Source organism: Flavobacterium niveum (assembly GCF_055231775.1).
Map to the genome: position 1 here is coordinate 361,385 of NZ_JBUYSX010000004.1, position 13,493 is coordinate 374,877.

The following is a 13,493-nucleotide window of genomic DNA, read 5'->3' on the forward strand; positions in this document are numbered from 1 at the left end:
TTTACCGCAGGCCGGTAATGCAAGACGGTTTACGGATTTTGGCACAGTTTTTAGTGTGTTAACAATTACGAAGAGAGATTTAAAATGAACGCCTTTTTAAAGTTTATGAAAAGAAATTATAAGATCATAGCGATTGTTGTGCTGTTGGCCGGCGCGCTGTTCGGGTTTACTATGTTGCCCGCAAAAAATGAAAATGATCCGGAGAAAGACAAGCTGCTTATAGAGCTGCTTACGTACGTTATTGAGAAAGGACACTACAGCCCTGTAGCTATAGACGACAATTTTAGCAAAGGCGTATACAAGGACTACCTTGAAAACCTGGATCCGTCTAAAAGGTTCTTTACGCAAGCCGATATTAACGAGTTTGCCAAATACGAAACCCAGCTTGATGACCAGATTAAAAACCGCGATATCAGCTTTTTTGTGCTTACGTACGACCGTTTCCAGAAACGCGTGAAAGAAGCTGAAGGTTTCTATAAAGACATTTTGGCTAAGCCGTTTGACTTCAAATCGGAAGAAGCATTTAATACCGATTACGAAAAAATGCCGTACCCGAAAGACGATGCCGACCTGCGTGAGCGCTGGAGGAAACAGCTGAAACTTTCGGTGCTTTCTACAGTAACCGATAAGGAGAAAATACAAAACGCCCCGGTTGAAGATAAGGTGAAAGACAAAGGTAAGGACAAGCCTGCAACAGGGGAAGCCTTTACACCTGATGTGGATAAAACCAAAGCTGACGGTACTAAAAAATCATTTGCTGAGCTTGAAAAAGAAGCCCGCGAAAGCACCCTTAAGTCACTTGATGATTACTTTGACTTTGTGGGCGACCTGAAGCGAGATGAATGGTTCAGTGTATACCTTAATGCCATAGCCGAGCGTTTCGACCCGCATACATTCTACTTCGCGCCTGATGACAAGGAGAAGTTTGATACCAGCATGCGCGGTTCGCTTGAGGGCATCGGTGCAAGGCTGCAAAAGAAAGGTGACTATGTGGAAATTTCTGAGCTTATACCGGGCGGACCTGCCTGGAGGGGTAAAGATTTGGAACAAGGCGACCTTATTGTAAAAGTAGCACAGGGCAAAGACGAGCCGGTAGAAATCGGCGGTATGAGGCTGGATGATGTGGTGAAAAAAATAAAAGGGCCGAAAGGTACCGAAGTACGCCTTACCGTGAAAAAGGTAGACGGCTCTATGAGGGTAATCCCTATTGTGCGTGAGGTTGTGGAAATTGAGGAAACTTACGCAAAATCGAGCATTGTAAACAAGAACGGTAAAACCTACGGGGTTATTTACCTTCCGAAATTCTATATCGACTTTGAAAACAAAGACAACCGCGATGCGGCTAAAGACGTGGCTATTGAGGTAGACAGGCTTAAAGCGCAGGGTGTAGATGGTATTATTATGGACCTCCGCGATAACGGTGGTGGTTCGCTTAAAACTGTTGTAGACATTGCAGGTCTGTTCATAGAAAAAGGCCCTGTGGTACAGGTACGCAGCCGTGCCGAAAGCGGCAGTAACGGCAATACCGAAACCCTTAGCGACAGCGACCCTAAAGTACATTATGACGGCCCGCTTGTGGTGCTTATAAACAACTTCTCGGCTTCGGCTTCAGAGATATTTGCAGCAGCAATACAAGATTATAAGCGTGGTATTATTATGGGTAGCAAGCAAAGCTACGGTAAAGGTACCGTGCAGAACATCATTGACCTGAACCGTTTTGTACGCGGCAGCAGCTTTGGCGACCTTGGTGCGCTGAAAACTACTACGCAGAAGTTTTACCGTATAAACGGTGGCAGTACACAACGCGAAGGTGTGAAGAGCGATATTGTAATGCCGGATAAATACAGCTACATAGAGATAGGTGAGCGCGACAGCGAAACCGCACTTCCTTGGGATAAAATAGCGCCATCAGACTATAAGCCGTTTAAGAACGACTTCAGCAAAGTTGTAGCTGCAAGCAGAAAGCGTGTGGCAGAAAGCCCTGAGTTTAAGCTTATGGACGAAAATGCCAAATACCTTGGCGAGCGTAAAGACGATAACGAGTACAGCCTGAACATTGATAAGTTTAAAGCTGATGCCGACCGTATAGAGGCTGCTGCCAAAAAATTCAAGGCGCTGAGCAGCTATGATAACAAGCTGGTATTCGACGCGCTTCCGGCAGAGAAAGAGCAGTTTAAGAAAGACCCTGCCCTTGCCGAGAAGAAAAAAGACTGGTACAAAAGCCTTAGTAAAGATGCCTACATAAACGAAGCCATTAATGTGCTTGACGATATGCAGGGTAAAACGGCTAAGAGTACTACTGCCGTAAACAAAAGTGAAGGTAAGATAAAAACACGATAAGCGTACATGGATAAAACCGGTAAATCGCTTACGGGCTTGGCGCTCCAAAGGTTCAGTAAAAACCTTTGGGGCGTTTTAAGTTTTGTATTTATAGCGCTGCTGGTGCTTGTTGCGGTATTTGCATACCCGCTGGCTCCCGAACAATCTGAAAATGCTAACTGGGGCGACCTGGCCATACACAGTAAGCCGCCCGGCTTTGAGGTAACCATGCTGCATTTCCCTGCGGCGGAAAGTACGCAGGGTGGGTTCTCTGAATTCTTTTTCGGGGAAAAAGAACCACAACCTAAAGTCCCAATCCTGGATTATAAAATTAAAGGCGACAGCCTTAGTTATGCCGAGTATAACAACGATGCATCGCTGGCATTGTATAAGTCCGTACCGCTTTCTGATTTCGGGAAGGGCATCACCAAAGCTTCATTCGAAAAACAATACATTTCAAAGCAAAAATTCGTGCTGGGTACCGACAGCCAGGGGCGCGATCTGCTGAGCCGCCTTATCATAGGCAGCCGCGTGTCTATAGCCATTGGTTTTGTGGCGGTATTTATATCGCTCGTTGTTGGGGTATTTTTCGGGGCTATAGCCGGCTTTTACGGTGGCAAGGTCGATGCCTTTGTAATGTGGCTGGTAAACATCATCTGGAGCATCCCTACGTTGTTGCTGGTTATTGCCATAACGTTGGCGTTAGGCAAAGGCTTTTGGCAGGTGTTTGTGGCGGTAGGCCTTACCATGTGGGTAGAGGTGGCCCGTGTGGTACGCGGACAGGTAATGAGCATTAAACAAATGCAGTATGTTACCGCGGCACGTGCCTTAGGATATAGCAATGCACGCATTATTTTCCACCATATATTACCCAACAGTATGGCACCGGTTATCGTTATTTCGGCGGCCAACTTCGCCTCGGCCATATTGGTAGAAAGCGGCCTGAGCTTCCTTGGGCTTGGCGCACAGCCTCCTGTACCCAGCTGGGGCGGTATGATAAAAGACCATTACAATTATATAATATTGGGTAAACCCTGGCTGGCTATGGCGCCGGGTATTGCCATGCTTTTACTGGTGCTTTCATTTATGATGGCAGGTAATGCCCTAAGGGATGCACTGGATGTAAAGGCAGAGTAATTTTAAACCAAACCAACCGATACGATGAACAGAATTTTACTACAGGTTTTGTTTTTTGCGTTGCTCTCAGGTGCTGCTTTGGGGCAGGGTAACGGGCTTGTTCAGGATAGGAATTCCAAATGCTCAGACCTTCGGTTTAACGGCCCTGTAAAGCTTGCTTTTTGCAGTTCAATTGTTTTTAATGGCCGCTTTAAAGAAGACCCTTCGAGGGGATTAACTAATGCTGATAACATCGGTAGCCTTGATTCAATCCGGTTTAGTAAAGAAGGGATGGTTTTAAAACGGAAAAGTTTCGTTTTAAGTTACCATAAAGACTTAATGTTTTTAATACCTGTTTTTGATTCAACGTCTTATGATAAGGATGATATTGCTAAAAAAATGCAATTTAAGCCGTTAATTAAACATGTTTACCCTCTTAATGACGAATGCCTTTTTTTTAAAACGAATGAGTTTTCGGTGTTTTTCAGGAGTGGGGTTAAAGAGGTGTACTATAATGTTTATGATTATCATTTTGACCGTGACAGAGTGGTTAAGGCGGTGAAGTATAACGCTTTTGAAGATTCATTGCAAATCCGTAAGCCTGAGAATATTGAAAATGAAATCACGTATGTTTATGATAAGTCCGGTAAAGTAATACGTCAGGATATCGTAAGTGGGCAAGCAGGCGAAAATGGTCTTTTCAACGTTTTTGATGCGGATACGCCCTACTGTGATGATACACATATCGATTATTTGTATGATAATAAAGGGCGTGTAACAGAAATTGCCTTAACCAGTTGCAAGGAGGTTGTTTTTAAAGAGCAATATTTCTATAGTGCTACAAATACCGTTTCGGCAGTATTTCAATTAAAATTGGACGTGCATTATAAAACTGTGAAAACAAAAACGTCTTTCTATAATGAGCGTGGAGATATTGTTTCCTGTTTTTTTGGTACCTCACAGCAAAAGCCTCTTGACATACCTGCCCTGAAAATTTCGGCATCAGGCCCTTCACATCGTTATTACGATTATGAATACGATAGCTATGGTAACTGGATTAAATGCCGCTTTTTCCTGGAAGGCACCCATGAGGGAGTACCGTCTATTATAGCTGAACGTAAGATTGAGTATTATAAGGAATAGCTTTAGAAAGATAACTTCCAAATAAACAAATACACGGATTTAAGCATCTACTAAAAACCTACCATTCATTCACTTGGTTGGCATCCATTTTAATAAAAATGAACAGCAGCAGGGTAAATGCCCATAAGCTCGACCCACCGTAACTGAAGAACGGTAGCGGTACACCCACTGTGGGGAACAGCCTTATAAGCATGGTAATGTTTACAAAAAAGTGCATAAAGAGTATCGATGCCACGCAGTAACCGTAGGTACGGCTCATTTTGCTTTTCTGCCGTTCGGCGCGATACATGATGCGCAGCAGCAGGCATACAAACAGGAATATCACGGTAACAGAACCTGCAAAGCCCCATTCTTCGCCTACTGTAGTAAAAATGTAGTCGGTGTGCTGTTCGGGTACAAAGCCGCCTTTGGTTTGCGTGCCTTCCAGGTAACCTTTGCCTACCCAGCCACCCGAACCGATGGCTATCTGCGCCTGGTTAAGGTTATAACCCTCCTTCTGCATGTTTACATCTTTGCCAAAAAGCACGTTGATACGGTCTTTTTGGTGGGGTTCCAGTACGTTTTCAAACACATAATCTACCGAAAACACATAAGCGGTTATCCCGACAAAAATTATGGCATAAAGTATAGGGTTCCGCATAGCACGACGTGTCATAAAATAGGCCGCCAGCAGTACTATCAGGCTGAAGATAACCAATGCTACAGGTTTTACCAATAGCGCCAGTATAAACAACGCTATAGCCGAACCGCCCAGTGCCAGGTATACACCCGGCAGGCCTTCGCGGTACAATGCCAGCGTAAGCGAAAAGAAGATAAGCGCACTACCGGCATCGGGTTGCAGCATTATCAACGCTACGGGCAGGCACAGTATACCAAAGGCGATGAGCTGGTGGTTAAAGTTTTTCAGGTTTATCTGTACGTCGCTCAGGTATTTAGAGAGTACCAATGCGGTGGCAATCTTCACAAATTCCGACGGCTGCATACTGAAGCCGCCAAACTGGTACCAGTTGGTTTGACCCTTTATGGTTTTACCAAAAGGGAAGAGGCCTATGAGCAACAACAGGCCAAAGCCGTAGAACACAAAGGCATACTTGTCGTATATCTTGGCATCTATGGTGAGGATAACAATAATAAGCGGTATGCTGGTAATGATAAACAGTATCTGCTTGCCGTAAACCTGGCCCATGTCAAACAGGGATGTTACATTGGCAGGCAGTGATGCCGAGTAAATAGTAGTAAGCCCCATTATAACCAGTGTGGCATATAAGAGAACCATTATCCAGTCGATACTATTTGTTACCTTTTGATTTTTCATGTAGCGCTTTTAAGGCTTAACGTCCCTGGTTGATAAGGAACGGCTGCCCGCTGGTTACTTTGGCGTATTCGTCTTTAAGGCCTTTTGTCATTATCCACTCTTCGCGGGCTTTTTGGGTTGTGGCTTCGCCTTTAAGATATTTTTCTATCATAAGGCTGGCAATAGGCCCAGCCCAACGTGCACCCCAATAGCCGTTTTCCACAAAAACCGCAAGGGCGATTTTGGGGTTTTCACGCGGTGCAAATGCCACAAATATAGAGTGGTCCGTAAGCTGGGTACGTACGCCGTTTATCTTGGTGAAGTTTTCGGCAGTACCGGTTTTGCCACATATTTCGATACCCTCTACACGAAGGCGGCTTGCCGTACCGAAGTTATACACGTCAAACAATCCCTGTATTACCGGAGGGAAGTATTGCTTGTCTATGGTAGTCTGGTGCTTTTTCAGGAATTTAGGGTCTATTTCCCCGCCCTGTATTTTTTTAATTACGTGAGGGGTGTAGTAGTAACCCTGGTTGGCCACCGTAGCCATCATGTTAGCCAACTGTATCGGGGTCATTTTTACCTCACCCTGCCCTATGGAGTTCGAAATAATTGTACTACTCCTCCAACCACCGTTAGGGTAGTAGTGCTTGTATAGCTTAGAATCGGGTACAAGGCCTTTTTTTCCCGGAGGCAAATCATAACCAAGGAACCCGCCAAGGCCGAAGCTCCTCAAGTGGCTTGCCCAGGCATCTACACCATATTGCGGTTTGGTGTATTTGTCTATAATAAGGCGGTACGTGCTGCCGAAATAGGTGTTACAAGAGTTGTAAATACCGTTGTTCAGCTGGTGCGGACCAAAGCCGTGGCATTTCATAAATGCGCCGCGCCCATAGCTGAAGCCATGGTGGCACATAAAGGTGGTGCTTTCATCTATAACCTCTTCCTGCAGGCCGATAAGCCCGGTAAGTATTTTGAACGGAGATCCGGGAGGATATTCTGCCAGCAGGCCGCGGTCAAACAGCGGTATACCCAGCGTGTCCTTTTCCAGCATCTGGTAGTTCTTCGACCTTTCACGGCCTACCAAAAGGGCAGGGTCGTAGCTCGGTGCGGTAACCAGCGCAAGGATTTCTCCGGTGCTGGGTTCGATAGCCACTATACCGCCGCGCTTTTCAAACATCAGCTTTTCGCCATATTCCTGCAGGTCGGCATCTATGGTAAGGGTAATGTCGTGCCCCGGTTGTGCAAGGGTATCATATTTACCTTCCTTAAACGAACCTATTTCACGGTTAAAACGGTCTTTCTGTACATATTTTACGCCCTTTTGGCCACGAAGCGCTTCTTCGTATACCTGTTCCACGCCCTGTTTGCCAATAAGGTCACCGCTCTTATAATACGGGTCTTTCTTAATAATGGCGTCATTCACCTGGCCGATGTACCCGAAGATATTAGCAGCTGCATGTATCTGGTAATCGCGTAGTGAACGTTTTACAATGTCGAAGCCTTTAAAACGACGGATTTTCTCCTGGAAGGCAGCGAACTCTTTCTTATTAAGCGAAGGCAAGAACACCGATGGGAGCCTCGGGCTGTATACCCGTGCTTTCTTCAGGCGTTCGTTAAAGTAAATGGTGTCTACCTGTAGCAGGCCACACAGGGCAAGGGTGTCGATGTCCTTCATTTCCGAAGGGGTCACCATAATATCGTAAGCAGGCTGGTTAGCCACAATGAGCTTGCCTTTACGGTCGTAGATGTAACCGCGCTCAGGGTATTCGTATTTTATTTTAATGGCGTTGTTGTCGCTCTTTTTAATGTAAGAGTCGTCCAGTATCTGCAGGTAAAAGAGCCTCGCTATAATACCGAGGGTTGCTACAATAACCAGGATAGGCAGTAAGATCTTTCTCATTGTTGTTTGCCCGGCTTAATCAGGTAAATGATGATGATACTAATAACTAACGTAAATATACCGGTACATAATGTGCGGATAAGCACATCTAATATCAGGCTGAAACGGAACAGCTCCAGCATGAAGAGCACAAAGTGGTGGGTTACCACCGACAGCAGTACGAACGTAAAACGCTCTGGCGATAAACGGTCGTTTATTTTTATGGTCTGGTATTCGTAACTAACCCCGAAAGAGAATCTCAGGAAGGCAGGCCTTATATAGGCGAGTATTACGCACGCAGTGGTGTGCGCACCGCCGCCGTCTGAAAACTGGTCCTGAAGCAGCCCCAGCAAAAATGCAGAAAGCAACAGGGCAGCCTTGTTGCCGTTTACCGGGAACAGTATGATGAACAATATGTACGGAAACGGGTTCAGGAAGCCAAAAAGGTCCAGCCGGTTACACACTACCACCTGTAAGGCCAGCAGCGCTATAAAGCGTGCAATATTTATTAATACGGTAGTGCTCATTAGTGTTGCGGTTCTGGCTTGGTTTCCTCTTCCAGTTTTTGTATCTCTTCTTTATGCTTGTTCTCTATAACGTAGATGTAGCCAAGGCTCGTCATGTCGTTAAAGAGCTTGATATCCAGCGTAAAGTTTCGTGTGGTTTTGTCGCGGTACACTTTGTCTATAACGCCGATAGGTATGTTTTCAGGGAAAATCACGGTTTCGTTACCCGTTACTATGGTGTCGCCTTTGGCAAAGGTAGAAATACGTGGTACGTCTATCAGCTGTGCGTAGCCGGTGTTTAAGCCGTTCCAGGTAAGGGTGCCGAAGTGGCCGTTCTTCTTTATTTTGGCATTTTGCTTAAACCCACGGTTCAGAACGCTGATAACGGTAGAGTAGTGCGCAGATGTTTTTTCTACGATGCCTATAACCCCCTGGCTGCTTACCACACCCATGTCTTCGCGTATGCCATCGTCATAGCCGGCATTAATGGTGTAGTAGTTTTCTTTGCTGCTGTAGGAGTTTTTTATAACCTTGGCCTCATACACCTTGTAGTTGCCCGGTACGTTTTCTGGCAATGTTTTAGGAGGTTTGTTCAGCGTGTCCTGGGTATTAAACAGCAGCCTTTTCAGGTTGGCATTTTCCTGCGAAAGCTTATCGTTTTCGCTCCTGAGGGCAAAATAGGTTTCCACCTCGTTAATCTTTTCATACACATACCCGGTTACCGCATTGGCGCTGGTTACAGAGAGGCTGCGGTGGTAGGAGTGGCTTTGTATGGTAAAGGTTAACGATATGCCCAAAAGCAGCAAAAACAGTAAGTTAATACTGTTTTTTAATAAAAAGTTTATTATTTGCTGCATTTGCTAGTGTCTTATTTTATAAGGATGCTCCTGTATTTTGGTATATTTTTTAGTGCCATTCCTGTGCCGCGCACTACTGCCCTAAGCGGGTCTTCGGCGATGTACACCGGAAGGTCGGTCTTTTGCGAAATCCTTTTGTCAAGGCCCCTTAGCATACTACCGCCACCTGCAAGGTAAATACCGGTGTTGTAAATATCGGCAGCAAGTTCGGGAGGTGTCTGGCTCAGGGTTTCCATAACCGCGTCTTCTATACGCTGTATCGATTTGTCCAGCGCCTTTGCTATTTCGCGGTACGAAACTTCAACCTGTTTCGGCTTGCCCGTCAGCAGGTCTCGTCCCTGTACACTCATATCCTCAGGTGGGCTGTCCAGGTCTTCTATGGCAGCACCTATGGTAATCTTAATTTTCTCGGCAGTACTTTCGCCCACAAAAAGGTTGTGCTGGGTACGCATGTAGTACACAATGTCATTGGTAAATACATCGCCCGCAATCTTAACCGACTTATCGCACACAATACCACCAAGGGCTATTACGGCAATCTCGGTAGTACCACCGCCTATATCCACAATCATGTTACCCTTAGGCTGCATGATGTCGATGCCGATACCTATGGCTGCTGCCATAGGCTCGTGGATAAGGTATACTTCCTTACCGTTTACACGCTCTGCCGATTCTTTTACCGCGCGCATTTCCACCTCGGTAATACCGCTCGGTATACAGATAACAAGGCGAAGGGCAGGGGTGAACAGCTTCTTTTTAAGTGCAGGTATGCTCTTAATGAACATGCTCATCATCTTCTCAGAAGCGTCGAAGTCGGCAATAACCCCATCCTTAAGCGGACGTATGGTTTTAATGTTTTCATGGGTTTTACCCTGCATCATGTTTGCCTCCTTGCCCACGGCTATAATTTTGCCGGAAACTCGGTCGCGCGCCACTATACTAGGGCTGTCTACCACAACTTTATCGTTATGTATGATGAGGGTATTTGCGGTACCTAGGTCTATCGCAATGTCCTCGGTCATGAAATCAAAAAATCCCATACAGTCAGTTATTCAGGGTTTAGGAAATATGTGTTTTATTTAAGCTTACAAAAGTAGTAAAATTAATGTTTGAAATGACGAATGCCTGTAAATACCATGCTTACGCCGTTTTCATTACAATAGTTGATACTAAGTTCGTCTTTTATAGAGCCGCCCGGCTGTATAACTGATGTAATCCCGGCATTTTTTGCCAGTTCCACACAGTCAGGGAACGGGAAGAACGCATCGCTGGCCATAACGGCGCCTTCAAGGCTGAAGCCAAACGAATGTGCTTTTTCCACGGCCTGCTTCAGTGCATCCACGCGGCTTGTTTGCCCGGTGCCGCTGGCTATCAGCTGCCCGTTTTTAGCAAAAACTATAGTGTTTGATTTTGTATGCTTACAAATTTTTGAAGCAAACAGCAGGTCGTCTGTTTCCTGCGTAGTAGGTGATGTTACAGTAACGGTCTTAAGGTGCTCTTTATTGTCTGTAACATTGTCCTTATCTTGTACTAAAAGTCCGTTAAGGCACGTACGAACCTGTTTTTCAGGTAGGGTAACGTCGTTTTGGATAAGGATAATCCTGTTCTTTTTTTCTTGTAGTATCGCTACTGCATCGTCATCATAGGCCGGTGCGATAACCACTTCGCAGAATAGTTTGTTTATTTCTTCGGCTGCTGCCTTGTCTATTTTCGTGTTGCTTATTAGCACCCCGCCAAACGCCGAAGTAGGGTCGGCAGCAAGGGCATCAAGGTAAGCGTCCTTCACGGTTTCGCGTGTGGCAAGGCCGCAGGCGTTATTGTGCTTAAGGATGGCAAACGTAGGGTTGTCGTTTTTAAACTCGCCGATAAGGTTTACCGCTGCGTCTACATCAAGCAGGTTGTTGTACGAAAGTTCCTTGCCGTGAAGCTTGGTAAACATTTCGTCAAGCCCTCCGAAAAAGTAACCCTTTTGGTGCGGGTTTTCGCCATAGCGAAGTATTTCGCCACCAGAAACACTGGCTTTATAGTAGGTTTCGTCTGTGTTGAAATAGTTGAATATCGCAGTATCGTAGTTGCTTGATACGTGGAATGCCTTAGTGGCAAATTTCCTGCGCTCTTCCAGTGTAGTGCCACCGTTGTTGGTAGTGTATACGTTAAGGAAATCGGCATAATCGTCAACCGAAGCCACGATTACAGTGTCCTTAAAGTTTTTGGCTGCCGCACGGATAAGTGATATACCACCGATGTCTATCTTCTCAATAATATCAGCCTCTGCTGCACCTGATGCCACTGTTTTTTCAAACGGGTAAAGGTCTACAATAACCAGGTCTATCTGCGGTATGTCAAATTCCTGCATCTGCTGCATGTCGCTTTCGTTGTCCTGGCGGTTAAGGATGCCGCCAAACACTTTAGGGTGCAGGGTTTTTACACGTCCGCCAAGTATAGACGGGTACGATGTTACATCCTCTACAGCTACTACAGGTATGCCCAGCTCTTTAATAAAAGCTTCGGTACCACCGGTAGAATATAGTGTTACGTTTTGCTTGTGCAGTTCCCTTACAATAGGCTCCAGGCCGTCTTTGTAAAATACTGAAATAAGGGCAGAAGAAATGGTTTTTACAGTGCTCATTTATCGCGTGTTTAGTTGTGTGTTTATCGCGGCGCAAAGGTAGTATTTGTACTTGTAACATTCAATAAGCAACAATACTTATTTTAGTTAATCTTAAATAAATATTTACTTTTATTTTTCACGTGCACATTGCGGTATCGTTTAACGGGCAAATACTGATAAATAACTAATTTTCCGGTGGTACGATTGTTTGGGTTTAACTGTAACTTTTTAGCGTTTTTGTCAACTAATACTCCATAAGTGGCCACCGCAGTTGTTGCCCTTTCAGAAAAAATACTGAATTTTACAGTTAACAATACCATATTATCATGCTGCTATACCTCCGTTTACTCAGGGAAAGCTTTTCGTTTGCCATGAATTCGCTCACTAATAACAAGCTGCGTACTTTTTTGTCGCTGCTTGGGGTTACCATAGGTATCTTTTCTATTATTGCGGTTCTGGCTGCGGTAGATTCACTCGACCGTAAAATTAAGGACAGCCTTAGCAGCGTAGATAAAAACACCATGTACCTGAAACGGTTCAGCTTTGCGCCGACCAACATCCCGCGCTGGAAGATGGATTATTTCCCCGATGTTTCATACGAGGAATACCAGTACCTGAAGAATACTGTAAGCACGGCGCAGACCATGGCTTTCCAGATATTTACTGCCGGTGAAACGATCCGTTATGAGGATAACTCTGCCACCGGGGTAAATATAGTGCCGGTGTCGTATGAGTTTATAGACATACAGTCTTTAGAGTTGCTCAGCGGGCGTTTTTACAATGAAGCGGAATCCAACTCGGGGACTCATGTGGTGGTGCTGGGCTATGAAACTGCGCAAACCCTTTTTGGGGATATCGACCCAATCGAAAAAAAAGTGAAGCTGTATGGTAAGCGCTTTACCGTAATTGGGGTGCTGAAAAAGGAGGGAGCCGGCCTGGGTGAAAGTAATGATACAGCGGCGATAATCCCGGTGAATGCACTGCGCAATATGTATGGCGACCATAATGATTTTATGACGCCGATTATTATCATCAAGCCAAAGAAAGGTATAGACGGCGAGGAGTGCAAGGCCGAAGTAGTACAAAAAATGCGTGCCATACGCGGGCTTAAGGCCGGGCAGGACGATAATTTTATGATAGATATTATGTCTGCATTTACCGATATGATAGACGGTATCATCAGCATACTTAATATAGCCGGATGGATTATAGCCGGATTTTCACTGTTGGTAGGCGGTTTTGGTATTGCCAATATTATGTTCGTTTCGGTTAAGGAGCGTACAAGCATCATTGGTATACAAAAATCGCTGGGTGCCAAAAGCCGCTTTATCCTGATGCAGTTTTTGTTTGAAGCCATAATCCTGTCATTGCTTGGTGGTATTGTGGGTATCCTGATGGTATGGGGGATAACTGTCGTGCTCACCAAAACACTGGATTTTGAATTTGTACTGAGCTTTGGCAATATCATGCTGGGTACAGGGCTTTCTGTATTCATAGGCCTGGTGTCGGGAATCATCCCGGCTATTTCGGCAGCCAAGCTCGACCCTGTAGAGGCCATACGCACGGGAATGTAGCTTTTCAGTTTTCAGTCGCAGTTTTCAGTCACGTCACACAACCTGCAAGGTTTTTAAAACCTTGTAGGTTTTATAATTCACATAACAATTACTGATAAATTTACACCTACAAGGTTCTAAAAACCTTGCAGGAGCCGGAGATGTAAAACCATAAAAAAATCCCTGCCACTATAAAAAGCGCAGGGATTTTT

Annotated in this window: 10 protein-coding genes; 4 read left to right on the forward strand and 6 right to left on the reverse strand. The window is 45.2% G+C overall.

Annotation, left to right across the window (positions count from 1 at the left end; genetic code table 11):
• The first annotated feature begins 84 nt into the window (after positions 1-84).
• The 3 genes from ACZIX4_RS12355 to ACZIX4_RS12365 are packed head-to-tail and all read left to right on the forward strand — an operon-like array spanning position 85 to position 4,578.
• Entirely contained in the window at positions 85-2,340 is a 2,256-nt protein-coding gene (locus ACZIX4_RS12355; protein ID WP_463335946.1) for a carboxy terminal-processing peptidase, read from the forward strand.
• Between the two features lie 6 nt (positions 2,341-2,346).
• Positions 2,347-3,456 (forward strand): ABC transporter permease, encoded by a 1,110-nt coding sequence (locus tag ACZIX4_RS12360; RefSeq protein WP_463335947.1) that lies wholly within the window; start codon positions 2,347-2,349, stop codon positions 3,454-3,456.
• A 24-nt stretch (positions 3,457-3,480) separates the two neighbouring features.
• Positions 3,481-4,578: a hypothetical protein gene (locus tag ACZIX4_RS12365; RefSeq protein ID WP_463335948.1), complete on the forward strand. Its 1,098-nt coding sequence runs from the start codon at positions 3,481-3,483 to the stop codon at positions 4,576-4,578.
• A gap of 58 nt (positions 4,579-4,636) precedes the next feature.
• On the opposite strand, the gene rodA is transcribed toward ACZIX4_RS12365, so the two are convergent.
• The 6 genes from rodA to purH form a co-directional block, all read right to left on the reverse strand.
• Positions 4,637-5,893, reverse strand: coding sequence for a rod shape-determining protein RodA (rodA, locus tag ACZIX4_RS12370; protein ID WP_463335949.1), 1,257 nt, complete (start codon positions 5,891-5,893; stop codon positions 4,637-4,639).
• Between the two features lie 16 nt (positions 5,894-5,909).
• Positions 5,910-7,775 (reverse strand): penicillin-binding protein 2, encoded by a 1,866-nt coding sequence (gene mrdA / locus ACZIX4_RS12375; protein WP_463335950.1) that lies wholly within the window; start codon positions 7,773-7,775, stop codon positions 5,910-5,912.
• A complete protein-coding gene (gene mreD / locus ACZIX4_RS12380) occupies positions 7,772-8,281 on the reverse strand; it encodes a rod shape-determining protein MreD (RefSeq protein ID WP_463335951.1) in 510 nt (169 codons plus the stop codon). Before mreD ends, mrdA begins: the two co-directional genes overlap by 4 nt.
• Complete coding sequence (gene mreC, locus ACZIX4_RS12385; protein WP_463335952.1) at positions 8,281-9,117, reverse strand: rod shape-determining protein MreC; 837 nt, start codon at positions 9,115-9,117, stop codon at positions 8,281-8,283. Before mreC ends, mreD begins: the two co-directional genes overlap by 1 nt.
• An 11-nt stretch (positions 9,118-9,128) precedes the next feature.
• Positions 9,129-10,157: a rod shape-determining protein gene (locus ACZIX4_RS12390; protein ID WP_411405378.1), complete on the reverse strand. Its 1,029-nt coding sequence runs from the start codon at positions 10,155-10,157 to the stop codon at positions 9,129-9,131.
• A gap of 62 nt (positions 10,158-10,219) precedes the next feature.
• Positions 10,220-11,746, reverse strand: a complete 1,527-nt coding sequence (purH, locus tag ACZIX4_RS12395; RefSeq protein ID WP_463335953.1) for a bifunctional phosphoribosylaminoimidazolecarboxamide formyltransferase/IMP cyclohydrolase — start codon at positions 11,744-11,746, stop codon at positions 10,220-10,222.
• A gap of 308 nt (positions 11,747-12,054) precedes the next feature.
• Between purH and ACZIX4_RS12400 the strand changes: the two genes are divergently transcribed.
• The gene (locus tag ACZIX4_RS12400) at positions 12,055-13,302 is read left to right on the forward strand and encodes an ABC transporter permease (protein WP_463335954.1); all 1,248 of its coding nucleotides are present in this window, start codon (positions 12,055-12,057) and stop codon (positions 13,300-13,302) included.
• Positions 13,303-13,493: the final 191 nt, after the last annotated feature.